The sequence below is a fragment of the Arthrobacter sp. 10T425 genome (assembly GCF_056393985.1).
In genome coordinates, this window is the sequence record NZ_JBFTGZ010000005.1 from 185,904 (window position 1) to 206,103 (window position 20,200).

The 20,200-nt window shown below is 65.7% G+C and carries 21 protein-coding genes and 1 pseudogene; 19 read left to right on the forward strand and 3 right to left on the reverse strand.

All coding sequences use genetic code 11. From position 1 onward, the window contains the following. Positions 1-14: 14 nt before the first annotated feature. Genes prmC through AC1DDH_RS08180 form a run of 3 tightly spaced genes read left to right on the forward strand, consistent with a single transcriptional unit; the run spans position 15 to position 2,445 of the window. Positions 15-935, forward strand: a complete 921-nt coding sequence (gene prmC / locus AC1DDH_RS08170; RefSeq protein ID WP_476955213.1) for a peptide chain release factor N(5)-glutamine methyltransferase — start codon at positions 15-17, stop codon at positions 933-935. Further along, positions 932-1,681, forward strand: a complete 750-nt coding sequence (locus tag AC1DDH_RS08175) for an L-threonylcarbamoyladenylate synthase (protein WP_476955214.1) — start codon at positions 932-934, stop codon at positions 1,679-1,681. Before prmC ends, AC1DDH_RS08175 begins: the two co-directional genes overlap by 4 nt. After that, the gene (locus tag AC1DDH_RS08180) at positions 1,678-2,445 is read left to right on the forward strand and encodes a WecB/TagA/CpsF family glycosyltransferase (protein ID WP_223916033.1); all 768 of its coding nucleotides are present in this window, start codon (positions 1,678-1,680) and stop codon (positions 2,443-2,445) included. Before AC1DDH_RS08175 ends, AC1DDH_RS08180 begins: the two co-directional genes overlap by 4 nt. Positions 2,446-2,478: 33 nt before the next feature. Here AC1DDH_RS08180 and AC1DDH_RS08185 read toward each other — a convergent pair whose 3' ends face one another. Further along, complete coding sequence (locus AC1DDH_RS08185) at positions 2,479-3,375, reverse strand: glycosyltransferase (protein WP_476858834.1); 897 nt, start codon at positions 3,373-3,375, stop codon at positions 2,479-2,481. Between the two features lie 305 nt (positions 3,376-3,680). On the opposite strand from AC1DDH_RS08185, the gene AC1DDH_RS08190 reads away from it, so the two are divergent. The 14 genes and pseudogenes from AC1DDH_RS08190 to AC1DDH_RS08255 all read left to right on the forward strand — a co-directional run bounded on the left by AC1DDH_RS08190 (position 3,681) and on the right by AC1DDH_RS08255 (position 17,471). Next, positions 3,681-4,805 carry an MraY family glycosyltransferase gene (locus AC1DDH_RS08190; protein WP_476848847.1) on the forward strand — a complete coding sequence of 375 codons (1,125 nt, stop codon included), beginning with the start codon at positions 3,681-3,683 and terminating at the stop codon, positions 4,803-4,805. Positions 4,806-4,934: 129 nt separating this feature from the next. Continuing rightward, complete coding sequence (locus tag AC1DDH_RS08195) at positions 4,935-5,420, forward strand: hypothetical protein (protein ID WP_476871077.1); 486 nt, start codon at positions 4,935-4,937, stop codon at positions 5,418-5,420. Continuing rightward, positions 5,413-5,785 (forward strand): annotated as a pseudogene (locus AC1DDH_RS08200) (hypothetical protein). The gene AC1DDH_RS08195 and the pseudogene AC1DDH_RS08200 overlap by 8 nt, the downstream one beginning before the upstream one ends. 81 nt (positions 5,786-5,866) lie before the next feature. Beyond that, positions 5,867-6,667 (forward strand): F0F1 ATP synthase subunit A, encoded by an 801-nt coding sequence (gene atpB, locus AC1DDH_RS08205; protein WP_223916023.1) that lies wholly within the window; start codon positions 5,867-5,869, stop codon positions 6,665-6,667. A gap of 125 nt (positions 6,668-6,792) precedes the next feature. After that, entirely contained in the window at positions 6,793-7,011 is a 219-nt protein-coding gene (gene atpE, locus AC1DDH_RS08210; RefSeq protein WP_003804776.1) for an ATP synthase F0 subunit C, read from the forward strand. A gap of 48 nt (positions 7,012-7,059) precedes the next feature. Further along, the gene (locus tag AC1DDH_RS08215; protein ID WP_223916021.1) at positions 7,060-7,611 is read left to right on the forward strand and encodes a F0F1 ATP synthase subunit B; all 552 of its coding nucleotides are present in this window, start codon (positions 7,060-7,062) and stop codon (positions 7,609-7,611) included. Then, positions 7,611-8,438 carry a F0F1 ATP synthase subunit delta gene (locus AC1DDH_RS08220; protein WP_476857516.1) on the forward strand — a complete coding sequence of 276 codons (828 nt, stop codon included), beginning with the start codon at positions 7,611-7,613 and terminating at the stop codon, positions 8,436-8,438. The genes AC1DDH_RS08215 and AC1DDH_RS08220 overlap by 1 nt, the downstream gene beginning before the upstream one ends. Before the next feature lie 83 nt (positions 8,439-8,521). Further along, on the forward strand, positions 8,522-10,159 hold the full coding sequence (gene atpA, locus AC1DDH_RS08225; RefSeq protein WP_028276064.1) for a F0F1 ATP synthase subunit alpha: 1,638 nt from the start codon (positions 8,522-8,524) through the stop codon (positions 10,157-10,159). A gap of 76 nt (positions 10,160-10,235) precedes the next feature. Beyond that, positions 10,236-11,129, forward strand: a complete 894-nt coding sequence (locus AC1DDH_RS08230; protein ID WP_028276063.1) for a F0F1 ATP synthase subunit gamma — start codon at positions 10,236-10,238, stop codon at positions 11,127-11,129. 81 nt (positions 11,130-11,210) lie between these two features. Beyond that, on the forward strand, positions 11,211-12,665 hold the full coding sequence (atpD, locus tag AC1DDH_RS08235) for a F0F1 ATP synthase subunit beta (protein ID WP_018775710.1): 1,455 nt from the start codon (positions 11,211-11,213) through the stop codon (positions 12,663-12,665). Between the two features lies 1 nt (position 12,666). Further along, positions 12,667-12,951 (forward strand): F0F1 ATP synthase subunit epsilon, encoded by a 285-nt coding sequence (locus tag AC1DDH_RS08240; protein ID WP_018775711.1) that lies wholly within the window; start codon positions 12,667-12,669, stop codon positions 12,949-12,951. Between the two features lie 10 nt (positions 12,952-12,961). Continuing rightward, on the forward strand, positions 12,962-13,393 hold the full coding sequence (locus AC1DDH_RS08245) for a DUF2550 domain-containing protein (RefSeq protein ID WP_223916017.1): 432 nt from the start codon (positions 12,962-12,964) through the stop codon (positions 13,391-13,393). Positions 13,394-13,398: 5 nt separating this feature from the next. Beyond that, positions 13,399-14,853 carry an alpha/beta hydrolase gene (locus AC1DDH_RS08250; protein ID WP_476955215.1) on the forward strand — a complete coding sequence of 485 codons (1,455 nt, stop codon included), beginning with the start codon at positions 13,399-13,401 and terminating at the stop codon, positions 14,851-14,853. Further along, a complete protein-coding gene (locus AC1DDH_RS08255; protein ID WP_476955216.1) occupies positions 14,850-17,471 on the forward strand; it encodes a bifunctional lysylphosphatidylglycerol flippase/synthetase MprF in 2,622 nt (873 codons plus the stop codon). The genes AC1DDH_RS08250 and AC1DDH_RS08255 overlap by 4 nt, the downstream gene beginning before the upstream one ends. A 179-nt stretch (positions 17,472-17,650) precedes the next feature. Here AC1DDH_RS08255 and AC1DDH_RS08260 read toward each other — a convergent pair whose 3' ends face one another. Together AC1DDH_RS08260 and nucS are read right to left on the reverse strand one after the other, a co-directional pair. Then, positions 17,651-17,854 carry a cold-shock protein gene (locus tag AC1DDH_RS08260; RefSeq protein WP_011692441.1) on the reverse strand — a complete coding sequence of 68 codons (204 nt, stop codon included), beginning with the start codon at positions 17,852-17,854 and terminating at the stop codon, positions 17,651-17,653. 289 nt (positions 17,855-18,143) lie between these two features. Continuing rightward, positions 18,144-18,839 carry an endonuclease NucS gene (nucS, locus tag AC1DDH_RS08265; RefSeq protein ID WP_026266819.1) on the reverse strand — a complete coding sequence of 232 codons (696 nt, stop codon included), beginning with the start codon at positions 18,837-18,839 and terminating at the stop codon, positions 18,144-18,146. An 81-nt stretch (positions 18,840-18,920) separates the two neighbouring features. On the opposite strand from nucS, the gene AC1DDH_RS08270 reads away from it, so the two are divergent. Together AC1DDH_RS08270 and AC1DDH_RS08275 are read left to right on the forward strand one after the other, a co-directional pair. Further along, a complete protein-coding gene (locus AC1DDH_RS08270) occupies positions 18,921-19,292 on the forward strand; it encodes an ATP/GTP-binding protein (RefSeq protein WP_476848852.1) in 372 nt (123 codons plus the stop codon). A 10-nt stretch (positions 19,293-19,302) separates the two neighbouring features. Beyond that, positions 19,303-20,112, forward strand: coding sequence for an alpha/beta hydrolase (locus tag AC1DDH_RS08275; protein ID WP_476946926.1), 810 nt, complete (start codon positions 19,303-19,305; stop codon positions 20,110-20,112). The last annotated feature ends 88 nt before the right edge of the window (positions 20,113-20,200 follow it).

Below are 20,200 nucleotides of genomic sequence, written 5' to 3' on the forward strand. Positions count from 1 at the left end.
GCGGGTCACTGGTGATGACTGCAGGTGATGGTCCGAGCCTCGCGGAGGCCGTCAGCGAGGCGACGGCGGTCCTCGCGGCGGCCGGCGTGCCCAGCCCGCGCGTGGACGCCGAGCTCCTGGCCGAGCACCTGCTCGGCGTCGGACTGGGCCGTTTGCGCGCGCTGATGCTCGGCGATGCGCCGGCGCCGGAGGGTTATGCAGACCTCGTCGCCGAACGGGCGCAGCGGATCCCGCTGCAGCACATAACGGGCGTGGCGCACTTCCGCTACCTCGAACTCGCCGTCGGTCCCGGTGTGTTCATCCCGCGGCCGGAGACCGAATCCGTGGTGCAGCTGGTCCTGGACTGGCTCAAGGCCAGCGACGGACTGGCGCACCCCAAGGTCGTGGACCTGGGCACCGGGTCCGGTGCCATTGCAGGCTCGATCGCCCATGAGGTTCCCGGCGCGGAAGTCCATGCGGTCGAGTTCAGCGAATTCGCGCACGCGTGGGCGGCGAAAAACTTGGCTCCCCTGGGCGTCCACCTCATCCGCGGCGACCTGCGCGACGCGCTGGCCGAACACAACGGCACGTTCGACGTCGTCGTCTCCAACCCGCCCTACATCCCCGCCGAAGCGATCCCGAACGAACCCGAAGTGGCGCTGCACGACCCGCCCGAGGCGCTCTACGGCGGGGGAGCGGACGGAATGGAACTTCCGACGGCGGCGGCCGCCTCGGCTGCCCGCCTGCTGGTCCCCGGCGGCTACTTCGTGATGGAGCACGCCGAGGTCCAGTCGGAATGGATCGCCGCGATGCTCAAACGCGCCGGGGTGTTCGCCGAGGTGACAACGCACCGTGACCTTAACGGCAAGGACCGCGCCACCAGCGCCGTCCTGGCCGCGTCAGGGCCGACGGCCGCGAAAAATCGTGTGACAAGTGATGAAAGAATAGGCCAGTGACGACTAGCTACGATTGCACGGCGGCCGAGCAGCGCGCTGCGGGACTTGAGCACGCCCAACGGGCCATCCGGGAGAACAAGTGCGTGGTCTTTCCCACGGACACGGTCTACGGGATTGCGGCCGACGCCTTTTCACCCCTTGCCGTGACCCTGCTGCTCGCCTCCAAGGGCCGGAGCCGGAAGATGCCGCCGCCCGTGCTGATCCCCAGGCTGAACGCCCTCGATGGCCTGGCCACGGACGTTCCGGCCGAGGCGCGGCGGCTGGCCGAGGCGTTCTGGCCCGGCGGCCTGACCCTGATCCTGCATGCCCAGCCGTCGTTGGACTGGGATCTCGGCGAGACCAAGGGCACGGTCGCCCTGCGGATCCCGGCCGACGAGATCGCCCAGGACCTGCTGACGCTTACCGGACCCCTCGCGGTGTCCTCCGCTAACCGCACCGGGAACGCCGCGGCGCAGACCGCCGCGGACGCCGAAGCCCAGCTGGCGGAATCCGTGGAGGTTTACCTGGAGGGCGGACCCCGGCCCGCCGACGGCGCCGAGGCCCTCGCCTCGACCATCGTCGACGCGACGGCGCTGCCCTTGCGCGTCGTCCGGCAGGGAGCCATCAGCCTCGACCGCCTGCGCGGAGTGGTGCCCGGCGTCCTGGACATCGACGGCAACGCCCCCGATGCTGCGGACGCTCCGGAGGCCGCCGCAGAGTCCGCCGCTGCGCCGGGCGACGCTGCGCCGGAGCCCGGTTCCGCATGACGCTGGAGCGTCAGCGCGTCCCTTTCCTCGACGTCGAAGCGACCCCCGTGACGGTGTCCGAGCTGACCGCGGTCCTCAGCACCTTCATGGCCGAGGGCAAGACCCGAATCGTGGTGGGCCACAACCTGCACAGCGTGACGCTGCTGCACTCCGATCCTGCCTTCCGCTCTTTCTATGAGCGCAGCGACGTGGTCCTGATCGACGGCGCACCGGTGCTCTGGCTCTGGGCGAAGACCGGCGAAGAGGACGACGGCAGGGAACCGGTGATGGACTACCGCCTTGGGTCGACCGACTGGATTCCCGCGCTCGGCAATGTCGCGGGACTGGAGCGCATTGCGGTCATCGGTGCAGGCGCCGTGGCCAACGCCGGTGCCGTGGCCAGGCTGCGGGAGATCGTCCCCGGGGCGCGGGTCGACGGCATGCCCGGCGAAGGCTGGAACAAGGAAGTTGAGGAAGCCGCGGTCGAATGGCTGAACCGGCTGCGCCCGCAGCTTGTGCTGCTGGGCCTCGGGATGCCGCTGCAGGAGCAGGTCATGGCCCGCCGGCTTGCCGCGCTTCCGCCTGCGGTCTACTGCACCGTCGGCGGCGCCATCGAACAGATTGCCGGTGTGCAGAAACTGGCGCCGCGCTGGATCGGCCGGCTCGGACTCGAATGGGCCTGGCGGCTCATGCTCCACCCGCAGCGGGTAGCCTACCGGGTGTTCGGCGAACCCTGGGTGCTGCTGGGCCTGCTGCTCCGCCGGCGCCTGCGCCGGCAGCCCTAGGCTGCCGGCGGGGCTGCCGGCGGGGGAGCACGGTTAGAACTTCTGGTCCTCCAGCGGGCCGAAGCCCTTGCCGCGGAGCCCGGCGGAAAAGGCGCGGAACCAGTCAGCGAGCCCGCGGAAGTCGCCGCTGCGCAGGAAGTAGCCGAGGTAGCCGCCCACATCCGCGATGAAGGACTTGACCCGGAAGTGGCGGCGGATCATGTACCCGCGGTTCCGGTAGTAGAAGTAGCGTTTGAAGGCGGAATCCGGAACGATCACGTGCCACCGCGCACCGAAGACGTGCTTGGTTTCAGCGAAGGCGTGCGGGTGCGTGATGGCGGCGGTGGTCACCGTGCCGAAGCGGATCCCGGCCTTCCTGAGCCTGAGCGTGAAGTCCACCTCGTCGCCACGGATGAAAAGGCGCATGTCCGGCAGGCCGACTTTGAAGAAGACATCGGAACGGATCAGGGCGCCGTTGAAGAAGTGCCCGTCGTCGGGCAGGAATCCGACCTTTTCCACCTCCGCGCGCTCATGCGTGACCTTGCCGTCCAGCCGGAAGAAAAAGGACAGCTGGTCCGGGTGGCCGGGGGCCACCACGAGGGGCACGACGGCGTCCAGGTCACGTTCCTGGGCTTCACGGAGCAACGTGGCAAGGCAGTCGGGATCTGCCGGTTCGGCGTCGTCGTCCATCATCCAGATCCAGTCAGCCCCGCTGGCCACGGCCTTGAGGATGGCCAACGAGAATCCGCCGGCGCCGCCGAGGTTTGCCTCGGACCGGACATAGTCCACGTTGGCGTGCTGGCCGGCAACGTCCGTCGACGGCACGGTGCCACTGTCGACGAGGCAAATGGACTGCACTGGAGCGGTCTGGTTGTTGATGGCGTCCATCAGGACCGCCAGCTCCCTGGGACGGTCAAACGTCACGGCAGCGACTGCAACCGAGGGGGTCATCGCGGGGTCCTTTCAGCACGACCGTCAGTGGTTTTCCCGCCGGCAGAGGGCCGTGTGACGCGAAGACAGGTGGCCGTTGGCATTAGTATCTTGACTAGAGTCCACTGTAATACAGCCCTGTCAGGCACTACGCACTGCCTGCCCTGCGCACGGCGACGGAGAAGTTTCATTTTTCGAAAGACAGTTCCACCGCAATCGAATCCACCCCATTTCCGCAGCTCACCGGCGCGTCCGGTGCTGCGGGACGTGCCGGCGTGCGGTGCCTGTGCTGACGGTACTGACGGCGTTTGGCTGGTGGTCGTCCCGTGATCATGTACCTGCTCATGATGCTGACGGCAGCGATCGTGACCTACGCGGCGACATGGGGTGCCCGGCTCGCGGGCAACAAGCTGGAGCTGTATTCCCCGATCCGCAGCCGCGACATGCATTCCACCCCGATCTCCCGGCTCGGCGGCCTCGGCATCTTCGCGGGCGTGCTGGTTGCCCTGGTCACGGCGAGCAATTCGTTCTTCGTCAAGGACATCTTCCGGAACAACACGGCGCCATGGGGAATCCTGGCCGGGGCCGCGGTGATCGTCGTTGTCGGCGTGGCGGACGACCTGCTGGACCTGAGGTGGTGGGTCAAGCTGATCGGCCAAAGCGCCGCGGCACTGGTCGTGGCCACCTGGGGGGTCCGGATGACGATCATCCCGTTCATTCCCGAGCCGATCGTGATCCAGAACGAGGCCGTGAGCATTGTGCTGACGGCCGGGCTGATCGTCACCACCATGAATGCATTCAATTTCATCGACGGACTGGACGGGCTCGCCGCGGGCGTGGCCATCATCGGCGGAGCGGCGTTCTTCCTCACGGCCTACTGGGTCCACCGCACGGCCGTCCTGCTGGACCGTTCGGACCTCGCCACCCTGCTGACCGCCGTCGTGGTCGGCAGCTGCGTCGGATTCCTGCCGCACAACTGGTTCCCCTCCAAAATCTTCATGGGCGATTCCGGGGCCATGCTGATTGGCCTGCTGATGGCCTCGGCCGGCGTCGTCTCGACCGGCCAGATCAGCTCGGGCCTCTACGACCGGGCCAACGGCATCCCCACGATCATCCCCATCCTGTTGCCGTTCGCGGTGCTGTTCCTGCCGCTGCTGGACCTGTGCCTGGCGGTGGTGCGGCGGACAGCGCTGGGCCGGTCGCCGTGGTCGGCGGACCGCGGACACCTGCACCACAAACTCCTGGACATCGGATACTCGCACCGCGGCGCCGTCGTGCTGATGTACTTGTGGACCTGCATCCTTGCCTTCGGCGGCCTCGCTTTCGCGATCTTCCCCTGGCACATAGTCCTCGCCGTTGATCTGGCCGCCGCGGCAATCATGGCCGTGGCGACTGCCTGGCCGTACCTGCGCCAGCGCGGGCCGAGGCAGATGGCCCGCACTCCCGAATAGCCTGACCGGCATGCCCGGGGAACCCGCTCCGACGCGCTTTTCCGAATAATTTCTATCTAATGTAGAATTCAGGGGCGGTACTTCGCCGCCTGCCTTGACCAGCAATACGCCAGCGACGATTGGGATCTGATGACCTCCAACGCCGAACCGGAACCCGCTTCCGGCAACGGACCCGTTGGCGTCTCCGGCCCCACAAAATCCCTGTGGCTCAGGCTGCTGGCAATGAGTTCCGCGGCCTCCGCCGCAGCACTGGTGTTGACCGGCACGGCCGCCTTCATCTTTAACGGCGCCGTGGGGTTCTGGTCCGCCCTGTTCGGCGGCGCGCTGGTGATGGCCTTCTTTGCCATCAGCCTCGCGGTGGGCCACTTCGTCGGCCGCAACAACCCTTCGGGAGCGATCGGACTGTTCGTCGCGACGTACTTCGTCAAGGTTGTCGGCTTCGCCGTGGTCCTCTTCGTCATCGGCGCCCCGGCCTGGCTGCACGGCCGCTGGTTCCTGATTGGCGCCGTCGTCACCGTCGTGTTCTGGCAGGCAGCCGAAATTTACGGTTTCAGCAAGGCCAGGCTCCAGATTTACAACGATCCCGAAACGCGAAAAGGCGGCACCGATGTTTAGCCGCAAATCCGGCCGCAGGCCAGTTGCCGGACCACGTACCGGACCAGAAAACCAGCCAGCCAAATCACCCAAAACTACGTCCGGTGCCCCCGGTGTATCGACCGACGGAAGCGACGGCGGATACAACGCCGGAATCGCCGTCTTCAGCTACATTGTTGGCGGAATCATCGTCTGGAGTTTGATAGGGTGGGGACTGGATAATCTGTGGGGAACCCGCTGGATTGTGCTCGCAGGCGCTCTGCTTGGAGCTGCGGGAGGGTTCTATCTTTCTCATATGCACGGCCTCACCAGTAACAGAACTTCAGCTGATGACGGCACTGCTGCACGTGGCCCGTCCCAGGACGAGGAACAGTAATGCCAAATAATTTCACAGGGGGAGAGGCGGGCACCAATGTCGCCGGTCCCCGCCCAACGCCCAATGATGGACACTGCAGAGAGGAAACGCGTTGATCGCGCTTGCGCTCCCGGCCCAAGATTCAGGAACCTTCACGCCTCCTGGAATTGAAGAACTTCACCTGCCGGCTATCATCCCCTGGGGTGCTGCCGACGGATTTTCCAAGCAGATGCTGCTGGTAATCCTGTCGGTCGTCATTATCGGTACATTCTTTGTGATCGCTGCACGGAAGCAGCAGCTGGTTCCCGGCAAGCTGCAGTTCGCTGGCGAGGCCGCCTATAGCTTCGTCCGCAACAGCATCGCCAAGGACATTATCGGCGGCCGGGACTTCATGAAGTATGTCCCGCTGCTGTTCACGCTTTTCTTCTTCATCCTCGTGAACAACATCTACGGTGCAATCCCGCTGATCCAGCTTCCCACCTTCTCGCACGTCGGCGGTGCCTACGTGCTCGCCGCGATCGTGTACGTCACCTGGATCGCCGTCGGCATCCGGAAGAGCGGCCTGAAGTACTTCAAGCTGGCCACGGTTCCGTCCGGTGTGCCGTTCTACATTCTCCCGATCGTCGTACCGATCGAGATCATCTCCAACTTCCTGGTCCGCCCGGTCACGCACAGCCTTCGTCTGTTCGCCACCATGCTGGCCGGCCACCTGATCATCATGATCTCCGGTGCGGGCATCGAATACCTCGTGATGCAGGAAAACGTCCTCCTCAAGGGCGCGTCCGTACTCGTCCTTGGCGGTGCGATCGCCATGTACATGCTCGAAGCGCTGATCATGGTGCTGCAGGCCTACGTCTTCACGCTGTTGACCGCGATCTACATCGAAGGCGCGCTGCACGCCGACAGCCACTAGGCGAAGGCCTTCAGGCGCACACGCCAGAAGGCACAACCCCAGCCGGCACAACATAGTCTTCCCCTCACGGGGATGAAGCAACCCAAACAACCTGCCACATGGGTGGCATCTTGAAAGGAAGAAAAATGGAAGGCTCCATCAACGGCTCCCTCAACCTCATCGGCTACGGCCTCTCCGCCATCGGCGGTGGTATCGGTGTGGGTCTCGTGTTCGCCGCTTACATCAACGGTGTGGCACGTCAGCCGGAAGCCCAGCGCGTCCTGCAGCCGATCGCATTCCTCGGCCTCGCGCTGACTGAAGCCCTCGCCATCCTTGGCCTGGTCTTCGCGTTCGTTCTTAAGTAAACAGAACAACCGAACATCCAGAACCGAGTAGATAAGGACGGGTGAAATATGAATCAAGCGATCATCTCAGCCGCCACCGAAGGCGGTACTAACCCCCTCGTTCCCAATCCTTGGGAAATGCTTGTCGTCTTCGCCGGCTTTGCGCTCCTCTTGTTCATCGTGGTCAAGTACGTTGTCCCGATGTTCGAGAAGACCTTCGCAGAGCGGGCCGAAGCCATCGAGGGCGGTATCGCCAAGGCCGAAAAGGCTCAGGCCGAGGCCTCCGCAGCGCTCGAAGAGTACAAGGCGCAGCTCACGGAAGCCCGCACCGAAGCCAACCGCATCCGCGAGGAAGCACGCGCCGAAGGCGCCCAGATCCTTGCAGAGCTGAAGGAGAAGGCGGCTGCCGAGTCTGCCCGCATCACCGCGCAGGCCCACACGCAGATCGAATCCGAGCGCCAGGCGGCCGTTGTGTCGCTCCGCGCGGAGGTCGGCACGCTGGCCACGACGCTGGCGAGCCGCATCGTCGGCGAGGCACTGAGCGACGATGCACGGTCGGCCCGAGTGGTGGACCGCTTCCTGGCAGATCTGGAGAACCAGAACGCGGGTGTAGCTAAGTAATGGCAGGTGTATCGAGCGAATCGCTGGCCGCTGCGCTGGCGGCACTGGAGGCCAAGCTTCCCACCGCGTCGCTGCAGTTGGCAAAGGAACTCTTCGGAATCCTGGGAACCGTGGACAGCTCGGCCGGCTTGCGCCGTGCTTTGACTGACCCGTCCCGCAGCGGTGACGAAAAGTCGGCGCTGGTCAAGCAGCTCTTCGGCGGAAAAGTATCCGCTGACGCTGTTGAAATCGCAGCCGGACTGGCCAGCTCCCGCTGGGCATCGGCACGGGATATCGGCGATGCACTCGAGACTCTTGCCGCTTCGGTGGTCATCGCTGTTGCCGAGAACAAGTCGGCCGTCTCTGCCTCCGGGCTCAGCGGACTGGAATTGCTGGAGAACGATCTGTTCTCCTTCAACCAGGCCGTTGAGTCCAGCCACGAGGTCCAGCGTGCTCTGTCCGAGCCGCAGGCCAGCCCGGCCGCCAAGGTGTCCCTCGCCGACAAACTCGTACCCGGTGCGAGCGAGGAAGCGAAAGTCCTGATCGGGCAGGCCGTCACGGCTCCGCGCGGGCTTAAGGTCACCAGGCTGGTCCGCCGTTTCGCCGAGCTTGCCGCCAAGCGCCAGCAGCGCTGGATTGCAACGGTCGACGTCACCCGTCCGCTGACGGAGACGCAGATCAGCCGCCTGCAGGCGGGGCTGAACGCCCTTTACGGGCGCGAGCTCAAGATCAACATGAATGTTGACCCGGCACTGATCGGTGGCATCCGGATCCAGGTAGGTGACGAAGTGGTTGACGCTTCGGTCGCCGGCCGCCTGGGCCAGCTCCAGCGTCAGCTTGCCGGCTAGCCGGACAAGCACAACCTAACGACAAGAAACCCCGGTCATCGTGAGCAACGATGATCACGAAAACAGGAGAGCAGGGACTGCAGATGGCCGAATTGACCATCAACGCCGACGACGTCCGTAATGCGTTGAACGAGTTCGCGGCGTCCTACGAACCCGGAAACGCAGAGCGCGTAGAGGTCGGCCGTGTAACAACCGCAGGTGACGGCATCGCCCGTGTTGAGGGCCTTCCCTCGGTCATGGCGAACGAGCTGCTTCGCTTCGAAGACGGCACGCTGGGCCTGGCCCAGAACCTCGACGTCCGCGAGATCGGCGTCATCATCCTCGGTGACTTCACCGGAATCGAAGAAGGCCAGGAAGTCCACCGCACCGGGCAGGTTCTGTCCGTGCCCGTTGGCGACGCCTTCCTCGGCCGCGTGGTTGACCCGCTGGGCCAGCCCATCGATGACCTCGGCGAGATCAAGGCCGAGACCACCCGTGCCTTGGAACTCCAGGCACCCGGCGTGACCCAGCGTAAGTCGGTCCACGAGCCGATGCAGACCGGGCTCAAGGCTATCGACGCCATGATCCCGATCGGCCGCGGCCAGCGCCAGCTGATCATCGGTGACCGCCAGACCGGCAAGTCCGCCATTGCGATCGACACGATCATCAACCAGAAGGCCAACTGGGCTTCCGGAGACGTGACGAAGCAGGTGCGCTGCATCTACGTGGCGATCGGCCAGAAGGCATCCACGATCGCAGCCGTCCGCCAGACCCTCGAGGACAACGGCGCCCTGGAATACACCACGATCGTGGCTTCCCCGGCGTCCGACCCCGCAGGCTTCAAGTACCTGGCACCGTACGCCGGCTCGGCCATCGGCCAGCACTGGATGTACGGCGGCAAGCACGTCCTCATCGTGTTCGATGACCTGTCCAAGCAGGCCGAGGCCTACCGTGCAGTGTCACTGCTGCTCCGCCGCCCGCCGGGACGCGAAGCCTACCCGGGCGACGTCTTCTACTTGCACTCCCGTCTGCTGGAGCGTTGTGCCAAGCTCTCCGACGAGCTCGGTGCAGGCTCGATGACCGGTCTGCCGCTGATCGAGACCAAGGCAAACGACGTTTCCGCCTACATCCCGACCAACGTGATCTCCATCACCGATGGCCAGATCTTCCTGCAGTCGGACCTCTTCAACGCCAACCAGCGCCCCGCTGTCGACGTCGGTGTGTCCGTCTCCCGTGTTGGTGGCGCCGCCCAGGTCAAGTCCATGAAGAAGGTCTCCGGTACCTTGAAGCTGGAACTGGCCCAGTACCGCGACATGCAGGCCTTCGCCATGTTTGCCTCGGACCTGGACGCCGCATCGCGCCAGCAGCTGACCCGCGGTGCACGCCTGATGGAACTGCTCAAGCAGGGCCAGTACTCGCCGTTCCCGGTCGAGAACCAGGTCGTCTCCATCTGGGCCGGCACCAACGGCCACCTGGACGAGGTTCCGGTTGAAGACATCAACCGCTTCGAGACCGAGTTCCTGGAGCACCTCAAGCACAAGTCCTCCATCCTGACGACGCTGGCCCAGACCAACGTCATGGACGATGACACCGCTGAAGCACTGAAGACCGCAATCGTGGACTTCAAGAAGGGCTTCTTCGGCGAGGGAGACAACCTCCTGGTCGGTGCGGGGCACGAGGAGCACGCCCCCATCGGCGAGGATCAGGTCGACCAGGAAAAAATCGTCAAGCAGAAGCGCTAGTTTCGCTGGCAGGGACTGCCGGGACCCGCACGGGTTCCGGCAGTCCCGGCCATCGGGATCTTAGGAAAGGATAAGTATGGGAGCCCAGATCCGGGTCTACCGCCAGAAGATCAGCTCGACGACGTCGATGCGCAAGATCTTCAAGGCGATGGAACTGATCGCTACCTCGCGCATCGGCAAGGCCCGCGCACGCGTAGCAGCTTCACTGCCTTACGCGAACGCGATCACGCGTGCCGTTTCTGCTGTCGCAAGCCAGAGCGAAATCGACCACCCCCTGGTCACCGAGCCGGCGCAGATCCGCCGGGCCGCCGTCCTGGTCATCACCTCGGACCGTGGCCTCGCGGGATCTTACTCGGCGAGTGTCCTCAAGCAGGCCGAAGGCCTCAACGAGCTGCTCCACGGGGAAGGTAAGGAAGTCAAGACGTTCCTGGTCGGCCGCAAGGCGCAGGCGTACTTCGACTTCCGGAACCGTGAATACGCTCGCGTATGGACCGGCAACACGGATGCACCGGAGTTTGCGACCGCGCGCGAAGTCAGTGAAGCACTGCTGGCCGAATTCGCTAACGCCTACGAAGAGGGCGGCGTCGACGAAATCCACGTCGTCTACACCCGCTTCAAGTCGATGGTGACCCAGGAGCCGACGGTCGTCCGTCTGCTGCCGCTCGAGGTTGTCGAAGAGAAAGCCGCGTCCGAATCGGACCTGCTGCCCCTCTACGAATTCGAGCCGGAAACGGAGCAGGTTCTCGATGCCCTGCTGCCGCGCTACATCGAATCACGTATCTTCGCCGCCATGTTGCAGGCAGCAGCTTCCGAGCTCGCAGCCCGCCAGCGTGCGATGAAGTCCGCCGGCGACAACGCGACGGATCTCATCAAGAAGTACACGCGTCTGCGCAACACTGCCCGTCAGGCTGAAATTACGCAGGAGCTTTCCGAAATCGTTGCCGGTGCCGACGCGTTGTCCGCGTCCTAGCCAGCACGAGCCTGGATCCAGCTGTACCTGCACCAAAAGATAAACTTAACCCCACGCCATCTACTGAGTGAAGTGAGAGAGATGACTGCCACTGCTACCGATCACGTAGCCGCAACGTCCGGTGCTACCGGTCGTATTGCACGTGTTATTGGCCCGGTTGTCGACGTCGAATTCCCGGCTGACGCAATCCCCTCGATTTACAACGCACTCACCACCGAGATCACTCTCAACGGTGAGACCCGAACCATCACGTTCGAGGTTGCCCTGCACCTGGGTGACAACCTGATCCGTGCCATCTCCCTCCAGGCCACCGACGGACTTGTCCGCGGTACCAACGTGGTGGACACCGGTGCCCCGATCTCCGTGCCCGTGGGCGACGGCGTCAAGGGCCACATCTTCAACGTGCTGGGCCAGCCCCTCGACGTTGCCGAGTCCGAACTCCAGATCAGCGAACGCTGGCCTATCCACCGCAAGGCTCCGGCCTTCGCGACCCTGGAAGGCTCCACCGAGATGCTGGAAACCGGCATCAAGGTGATCGACCTCCTCACCCCGTACATCAAGGGTGGCAAGATCGGCCTGTTCGGTGGTGCCGGCGTCGGCAAGACCGTGCTGATCCAGGAAATGATCACCCGTGTTGCCCGCAACTTCGGCGGCACCTCGGTGTTCGCCGGTGTCGGCGAGCGTACCCGTGAAGGTAACGACCTCTGGGTCGAAATGGAAGAGGCCGGCGTCCTCAAGGACACCGCCCTTGTGTTCGGCCAGATGGACGAGCCGCCGGGAACGCGTCTGCGCGTTGCACTGTCCGCCCTGACCATGGCGGAGTACTTCCGCGATGTGCAGAACCAGGACGTGCTGCTCTTCATCGACAACATCTTCCGCTTCACCCAGGCAGGCTCCGAGGTTTCCACCCTCCTCGGCCGCATGCCGTCGGCCGTGGGCTACCAGCCCAACCTGGCTGATGAGATGGGCCTCCTCCAGGAGCGCATCACGTCCACCAAGGGCCACTCCATCACCTCGATGCAGGCCATCTACGTTCCCGCAGATGACTACACCGACCCGGCTCCGGCCACGACCTTCGCACACCTCGACGCGACCACGGAACTTTCCCGTGAAATCGCTTCCCGTGGTCTGTACCCGGCCGTTGACCCGCTGACGTCGACCTCCCGCATCCTGGATCCGCAGTACATCGGCCACGACCACTACAACACGGCCGTCCGCGTCAAGCAGATCCTGCAGAAGAACAAGGAACTTCAGGACATCATCGCCATCCTCGGCGTTGACGAACTCTCTGAAGAAGACAAGATCGTCGTGTCCCGTGCACGCCGCATCCAGCAGTTCCTCTCGCAGAACACCTACACCGCCAAGCAGTTCACCGGCGTCGAGGGCTCCACCGTGTCCATCAAGGACACTGTTGAAGGCTTCACCGCTATCTGCGACGGCGACCTTGACCACGTTGCAGAGCAGGCGTTCTTCAACGTCGGTGGCTTGGACGACGTCGAGCGCCAGTGGGCCAAGATCCAGGAACAGACCAAGTAATATGGCTGAGCTTGAGGTTGAGATTGTCGCAGCGGACCACTTTGTGTGGTCCGGAGCGGCCAAGATGGTCAAGGCCCGCACCAGCGATGGTGAAATCGGAATCCTGCCCGGCCACTCGCCCCTGCTGGCGATTCTGGCCGAAGGTGAACTGGCAATCGAGCCGGTATCCGGTGACCGCATCGCTGTAGTTGTTGACGGGGGATTCTTCTCTGTCGACAACAACAGGGTGGTCATTGTTGCTGACAACGCCCAAATGGGCGAAGCGGCTACTGCGGGGATCCGCTAGCACGACCTTGATGAACGATATTGGTTTGCCGTTCATCGTCCTGGCAACTGCGTTTGGGTTGCTGGTATTTGCACTGTGCCTTTCGGGGGTGCGCCGCTTCAATCTGCGGCGCGCCCTGGGCACGGTGGACGCCTCCATCTGCACGGCTGGAAACAGCTGGCAGATGGGGGTTTGTCGTTATCAGGACAACGACCTCGAATGGTTCCGCCTGGTCTCACTCAGCGTCCGCCCCAAGCACACCTTCCGGCGCAGTTCGCTGGAGCTGCTTGGCCGGCGCAAGCCGACCGAATCCGAGCTCCTCAAGGTCCAGCCCGACGCCGTCATCGTGGAGCTCCGCTACGAGGGCCAGCAGGTCCTCCTGGCCATGCGATTCGATGCCTACACAGGGTTGTCATCCTGGCTTGAGGCCGGACCCGTCATCGGCGTCGGCACCTGGCGCTAGCCCCGGTGGACTACCTCGATGGCCTTAGCCTGGTCGACGGCCCGGTGGTGTGGATCGTGTGGGCAGCCGCCGCGGCGGGCCTGGCCTACCTCCTGACGCACGTTGCCCTCCGGCACACGGGTTTCCGGCGCACGGGCCGCCGCGCTCCCGGCGCGGCCGTGGCCGTCGCGGCTGCCATGACCCTGCTCGCCGCGGCGCTCGTCGCGGCCGTGCACTGGTTCCTGCTCTACGCCGTCACCGTCTTCCCTGCCGAACTGCCGTGGGAGACCCTGGCCTGGTCCGTTGCCGGCGTCCTCGCCCTGCTGCTGTGGCTCATGCGCCTGCTTGGACTCTGGGGCCGCGGACGGACCGGCACTAATCCGACCGGCACTATTCCGACCGGCACTAATCCGACCGGTACTATTCCGACCGGCACTAATCCGACCGGTACTAATCCGGGCCGTAGCCGTCGCTGGCGTTCAGGCGCAGCAGCCACGGCCGCCTTCCTGGCCGTCCTCGCGCTGTCCGCCGTCCAGATCAACATCTACTTCGGCCTGAACCACACTGTCGGCGACCTCACCGGAGCGGCCGCAGCCCGGATCCAGCCGCTCGAGGCCGGCCTGACGCGCGCCGCCGGCGCCCCTGCCGCCACCGGGCTCACCAACTGGCAGGCGCCGGACCACCTTCCCGACGGCGTCATCCGCAAGGCGGTCATCCCGGGCACCGTCTCCGGCTTCCAGAGCCGGGACGCCTACGTCTATCTCCCTCCGGCCTACCTGGGTTCCCCCCGGCCTGCGCTGCCGGTGCTGGTCCTCTTTTCCGGCCAGCCGGGCGGTCCTGCCGACTGGCTGACTGGCGGCGCACTCCGGAGCCGGCTCGACCGGTTCGCCGCGGAGCACGCCGGGGTGGCGCCCGTAACGGTGGTGGTCGATCCCAACGGCTCGGCGTCGGGAAACACGCTGTGCATGGACAGCCGGATTGCCCAGGCGGACACCTTCCTGGCGCGGGACGTTCCGGACTGGATCAAGCGCACGCTCGACGTTGACCCGGATCCCCGCCGGTGGGCCGCGGGCGGTTTCTCCTTCGGCGGCACGTGCGCCATGCAGATGGTCACGAGGCATCCCGGCGTCTACATCGCGGCGCTGGCCTTCTCCAGCGAGGAGGAGCCGGCCCTCGCGAAGGTGCGGGCCAAGACCATTGAGGCCTCCTTCGGCGCCGACGCCGCGGCCTTCGACCAGCTGACCCCGCTGCGCGTCATGGCGGAACACCGCTTCGACGGCCACGGCGTGTATTTCGCCGCCGGAGACCGCGATCCGCAGTTCACCGGCTACATGGACGTGCTCTCCGAGGCGGCACGCCGTGCCGGGTTCAGCGTTGAAACACACCGGATCGCCAACGCGGGGCACTCCTGGGACGTGGCATCCGGCGGCCTTCCCGGCGGCCTGGACTTCCTGGCGCGACGCTGGGGGATCGCGCCATGAGCCAGGCCAAGACCGGGAGTAACCGGACCGCGGCGGGCCCAGGGCCGGAGATCCCGCCGCTGCAGGGTGTCTGGCGCCAGGGCTTGCGCCGGACGCTGGCGCACTTCCGTGCCGTACCCTTCACGCTGGCGGTCCTCGCGGCCTTCCTCGGTGTCGGGGCCGTGACGGGCAGCTTCCTGTCGGGCCCGCCCGACGCCCTGTTGCCTGTAGCGTCCGTCAACGCTTCGGGGCTGAAAGCGGGGCATTGGTGGTCCTTGTTCACCTCGCTGTTCTTCGCAACCAACCTGCTGGCCTACCTGGCCGCATCACTGATGATCCTCCTGCTGCTGGGTCTCGCTGAACGGCATCTGGGGACCCTGCGGACGGCCGTATTCTTCTTTGTAGGCCAGTTCGCTGCTGTGACGGTGTTCCTGCTGGTTACCCAGCTGGCCCGGTATATCGGCGACGGCTGGCTGGGGCTCATGGTCAACGCCCGGCTGATTGGCCCCTACGCCGCCGTCCTGGCCGTGGCCCTGGCCGCCAGCGGCCTGCTGCCCACGCTGTGGCAACGCAGGCTGCGGACCGCCGGCCTGTCCGCGTCCCTGCTGCTGGTGCTCTACGTCGGGCATCCGGAGACAGTGGTTGGGCTCGCCGGTGCCCTTGCCGGCCTGGCCGCGGGCTGGTGGATCCAGGGCGACCGGGGGACCCTGCACCGGCACCGTTCAACCGGACGCGAGACCCGCAACCTGCTGGCCCTCACGGTCGCGATCTTCGCGGTGGGGCCGATCCTCACGGCCGCCGTCAGCAGCCCCACCGGGCCCCTGGCCCTGTTGCGCGACGTCGTGCTGAACCCGCTGCCCACGCTGGGCCAGCTGGAGGAAAACTGCGGCGGGACGGTGGACGTCAGCTGCCTGGAGGCCGGCCGCGCCGGACTCGCCGGTCCGCTGGGCCTGGCGCTGGCGGTTGTCCCGGTGGTCCTGCTGTTGATCTGTGCGGACGGCATGCGGCAGGGCCGCCGCCTGGCCCTGCGGATCGCGATCATCGTCCAGCTTGGCGTGACAGCCCTGGCCGCCGTGTACCTGGCCCTGTTCGCCCGGATTCCGCACTATGCCAGCCAGCCGCACACGGCCGTGATGGGCTCCGGCTTCGTCCGCGTCCTTCCGCTCGTGGCCGTCCCGTTGCTGCTCGTTGTGCTGCTCTGGCTTAACCGCCGGCAGTTCAGGGTGGAGACTGCTCCGCGGGCCAGGCGGATCCTGGGCATCGTGGTCGGGGGCACGTGGCTGGTGCTCGCCGGGGCCTATTCGGTGGCCTGGCTCGCCGCCGGCGGGATGGACCGCGACGGGGGAGTGCTGGGCCTCGCGGCGGAACTCGCCCGGCAGTACCTGCCGCTGCCCATTCCGGGCGCCTACAGCCGGTTGTTCCAGAACCGCAACGCCGTCGAGTCATTTCTGTTCGCCTATGCCGGCATCATCTTCTGGGGGGTGGCCCTGGCGGCGGTCTGGCTGGTGCTGCGGCGGCGGCTGCACGGTACCGGACACAGCACCGACGTCGGCTCCGGGGACCGGGACACGGCCCGTGACCTGATCCGCCAAGGCGGGGACTCACTGTCCTGGATGGCGCTCTGGGAACCGAACAAATACTGGTTTACGCCGGACCGGCGCGGCGGCGTGGCCTATCAGCAGCACGGCAACGTGGCCCTGACGCTGGCGGGCCCGTTCGGATCCGCTGCCCTCCACGAGGAGACCGCGGCGGGTTTCATGCGCTACTGCGCCGAACACGCCCTGATCCCGTGTTTCTACTCCTGCACCGCCGGCCTCTGGCCGATGCTCCGGGCCCGCGGATTCCGCCGCGTGGCCGTGGCCCAGGAAACCAGGCTCGCCGTGCGCGAACTCGAGTTCAAGGGCAAGGAATGGCAAAACGTCCGCACCGCCCTGAACCGTGCCGCGAAGACCGGTGTCCAGGCCGTATGGGGGCGCTACAGCGAATTCCCGGCCCCGCTGCGGACCCAGCTCAGCGAGGTCTCCGAAGAATGGGCGGCGCAAAAGCACGTGCCGGAGATGGGCTTCACGCTCGGCAGCATCGACGAGCTCGACGACGACGAGGTGCTGTGCTGCCTGGCGGTGGACGCCTCCGGACGCGTGCAGGGCGTTACGAGCTGGCTGCCGGTGTACGCGGACGGACAGCTCGTGAGCTGGACCCTGGACTTCATGCGCCGGCGCGGCGACGCGTTCCCCGGTGTCATGGAGTTCCTCATTGCTTCCGCCGTGCTGGAGCTCAAGCGCACGGTTGAGGTGATCTCCCTGTCCGGCTCGCCGCTGGCGAAGGACCGTGACGGAGACAGTGCCGGCGGCGGCGACTCCGGAGGCGACTCCGGCGGCAGCGACGCCGGCGGCAGCGACGCCGGGCCGGAGGGGCTGGCCGGGATCCTGGACGTGGTGGGCAGGGCCCTGGAACCCGTCTACGGCTTCCGCTCGCTGGCAACCTTCAAGTCGCGTTTCAAACCGGACTACCGCACGCTGTACCTCTACTACCAGGATCCGTTGCAATTGCCGGCGATGGGCCGGGCCCTGAGCCGCGCGTACCTTCCCGGGTTGTCCGTCCGGCAAAGTGCCCGCCTGCTGCGCACTTTGGTGCGTTAGGCAGGGCCCGGCGGGTTAGTGCCCGGGGTTAGTGCGGAATTCGGCTGAAGAATGCATCCGGGCCAATGCGGACAAGCTGAAACGCCGCGCCCAAGAATGCACAAAAAATGATCCCCGGCACAAATGCCGGGGATCATTCCTGGTGCCGGAAATGCCCTAAAGCACTTCCCGACGGCAGACTAGACCAGCGTTACGCCGGTGGCCTGGGGGCCCTTGGCGCCCTGGCCGATCTCGAACTGAACACGCTGGTTCTCGTCGAGGGTCTTGAAGCCACCGGTCTGGATCTCGGAGTAGTGAACGAAGACATCGCCATCGGAGTCATCCGGGGTGATGAAGCCGAAGCCCTTTTCTGCGTTGAACCACTTGACGGTTCCCTGAGCCATTTGTTTCTCCTCATTGTGGATCTTGAATAAATCCGGCGCACTTCGCACCGGACTTGGTCACTCTGCGAGAAGAACCTTTGGCAACGGAACCGGATTCACGGACCGTGGCGGCAGGAGCTTCACGCTCGCAACATGTCTTGCGAGCATGAAAAAACACCTACACAAAGACTCGTATAAGAATTTCATGACACTTGCGTCAGGTCAACGGGCGAACGGAAGAATTGCATAAAAATTGTGCAAAGAACGTCTTAACGCGAATCGCCGCCACGGAAAGCCTGCTGCGGGGTGCTTAGAAGAGCCGGGATTCGCTGTCGTCAACGCCGCGCATGGCGTCGTAGTCCAGGGTCACGCAGTCGATTCCGCGGTCCTTGGCGAGGACCTTGGCCTGCGGCTTGATCTGCTGGGCTGCGAAGATTCCCCGGACCGGGGCCAGCAGCGGGTCCCGGTTCAGCAGTTCCAGGTACCGGGTGAGCTGCTCGACGCCGTCGATGTCGCCCCGGCGCTTGAGCTCAATGGCCACGGTGGCGCCGTCCGCGTCCCGGGCCAGGATGTCCACGGGGCCGATCGCGGTGAAGTACTCCCGGCGGATCAGCGAGAACCCGGTGCCCAGCAGTTCGATCTGGGCGGCCAGGAGCCGCTGGAGGTCCGCCTCGACGCCGTCCTTGATCAGGCCGGGGTCCTGGCCCAGTTCGTGGGAGGTATCGTGCAGCTGCTCGTGGATGTTGATGATGAGCCGGTCATCGGTCTTGGCCGACTGGACCGTCCACTGTTCGACGACGCCGACCTCGACGTCGACCTCATCCGGTGTGGAGACCCGCAGGGACGCAGGAGGGCTCATCCAGTTCAGCGGCTTGTAGGACCCGCCGTCGGAATGGACCAGGACCGAACCGTCGGCCTTGACCAGCAACAGCCTGGTGGCCAGCGGCAGGTGGGCTTTGAGGCGGCCGACGTAATCAACGGAGCAGCGGGCTATGACTAAACGCACCCGGTCAACTCTACCGCCTGCGCGGGCGGCGGCCTGGCGGGGCGGCAATGAGCGGCAGCCGGACTGGGGCAGAATGGAGGCATGCCCCGTTCCAACCGACCCCGCCGCGCCGGTTCTGCGAAGACAGGCTCCGGCAAGGGCACAGTGCCCGGCAAGAGCAAAGCCGCCGGAGCCAAGCACGGCCCGGCACCGGAACTTGACCTGGAGCGCGCCCGCTCGGGTTTCGCCCGCCGGGAGAGCGCACCGGACGGCGAATGGATGGTCCGCCCCATCACCGCGGGCCGCGCCGAGAAGACCTACATCTGCCCGGGCTGCTCAACCGCCGTTCTGCCGGGAATCGCCCACCTGGTGGTCTGGTCCGAGGACCACCTCTTTGGCGCCGCCGCGGGTCTCGCCGAGCGGCGGCACTGGCACAGCAACTGCTGGACTTCGCGGAGCTACCGGTATCGCTAAGCTGGTCAGCATGAGCTTTGATCCCGCGTCGTACGTCTTCACCCAGCCCTCTGCTCCCACTGCCATCCGTGCCTCCACGGTCCTGCCGGCCCGCCGCGAGAACGTCGAACTCCGCACGTCGGACGGGCACCGGCTGGTGGGCGAGCTCGCCGTCCCGGAAACCGGCGGAATCAAGGCAACACTCATCACGCTGCACCCGCTGCCGACGCACGGCGGCTTTATGGATTCGCACGTCTACCGCAAGGCCTCCTACCGGCTGCCCGCCCTCGCGGGAATCGCCGTCCTGCGCTTCAACACACGCGGCACCTCATCGCCGCGGGGAACCAGCGGGGGAGCCTTCGAGGAAGGCATAGGCGAGCGTCTCGACGTCGAGGCCGCGGTGCAGTTCGCCGTGGACCGCGGCCTGCCGAACCGGTGGCTGGTCGGCTGGTCCTTCGGCACCGAGCTGGCCCTGATGTACGGCGCCGCCGAGCCCGTCGCCTCGGAAATCGAGGGGGCTGTGCTGCTCTCGCCCCCGCTGCACCGGGCCACAGACGTGCACCTGAAGGAATGGGCCGAGGCCGGCAAGCCGCTGAAGGTCCTGGTCCCCGAGCACGACGACTACCTGCAGCCGGCGGCTGCGGCCGCGAGGTTCGCGCTGGTGCCGCAGGCGCAGGTGGTGGGGGTCGACGGCGCCAAACACCTGTGGGTGGGGGAGAAGTACGCCGGGCGGGTTCTCAACGAAATCGTGGACGAGGTCATCCCCGGCGGCGCCACAGGCGGTGCCGAAACGGTGCTGCCGCAGGAATGGGACGGACCGGTCGCCACGGCACACGCCTGAGCCGCCAACGGCGCAAAAAGAGAAAATCGCACTGAAACAGGACAGCCGCACCGTGGACCACGGTGCGGCTGTCCTGTCTCAGTGCGAA

Coding starts and splice junctions, on each gene's coding strand:
- prmC (WP_476955213.1), top strand. CDS start 15: ATGACTGCAGGTGATGGTCCGAGCCTCGCGGAGGCCGTCAGCGAGGCG.
- AC1DDH_RS08180 (WP_223916033.1), top strand. CDS start 1,678: ATGACGCTGGAGCGTCAGCGCGTCCCTTTCCTCGACGTCGAAGCGACC.
- AC1DDH_RS08185 (WP_476858834.1), bottom strand. CDS start 3,375: ATGACCCCCTCGGTTGCAGTCGCTGCCGTGACGTTTGACCGTCCCAGG.
- AC1DDH_RS08195 (WP_476871077.1), top strand. CDS start 4,935: ATGACCTCCAACGCCGAACCGGAACCCGCTTCCGGCAACGGACCCGTT.
- atpE (WP_003804776.1), top strand. CDS start 6,793: ATGGAAGGCTCCATCAACGGCTCCCTCAACCTCATCGGCTACGGCCTC.
- AC1DDH_RS08215 (WP_223916021.1), top strand. CDS start 7,060: ATGAATCAAGCGATCATCTCAGCCGCCACCGAAGGCGGTACTAACCCC.
- AC1DDH_RS08220 (WP_476857516.1), top strand. CDS start 7,611: ATGGCAGGTGTATCGAGCGAATCGCTGGCCGCTGCGCTGGCGGCACTG.
- atpA (WP_028276064.1), top strand. CDS start 8,522: ATGGCCGAATTGACCATCAACGCCGACGACGTCCGTAATGCGTTGAAC.
- AC1DDH_RS08230 (WP_028276063.1), top strand. CDS start 10,236: ATGGGAGCCCAGATCCGGGTCTACCGCCAGAAGATCAGCTCGACGACG.
- atpD (WP_018775710.1), top strand. CDS start 11,211: ATGACTGCCACTGCTACCGATCACGTAGCCGCAACGTCCGGTGCTACC.
- AC1DDH_RS08240 (WP_018775711.1), top strand. CDS start 12,667: ATGGCTGAGCTTGAGGTTGAGATTGTCGCAGCGGACCACTTTGTGTGG.
- AC1DDH_RS08245 (WP_223916017.1), top strand. CDS start 12,962: ATGAACGATATTGGTTTGCCGTTCATCGTCCTGGCAACTGCGTTTGGG.
- AC1DDH_RS08255 (WP_476955216.1), top strand. CDS start 14,850: ATGAGCCAGGCCAAGACCGGGAGTAACCGGACCGCGGCGGGCCCAGGG.
- AC1DDH_RS08260 (WP_011692441.1), bottom strand. CDS start 17,854: ATGGCTCAGGGAACCGTCAAGTGGTTCAACGCAGAAAAGGGCTTCGGC.
- AC1DDH_RS08270 (WP_476848852.1), top strand. CDS start 18,921: ATGCCCCGTTCCAACCGACCCCGCCGCGCCGGTTCTGCGAAGACAGGC.
- AC1DDH_RS08275 (WP_476946926.1), top strand. CDS start 19,303: ATGAGCTTTGATCCCGCGTCGTACGTCTTCACCCAGCCCTCTGCTCCC.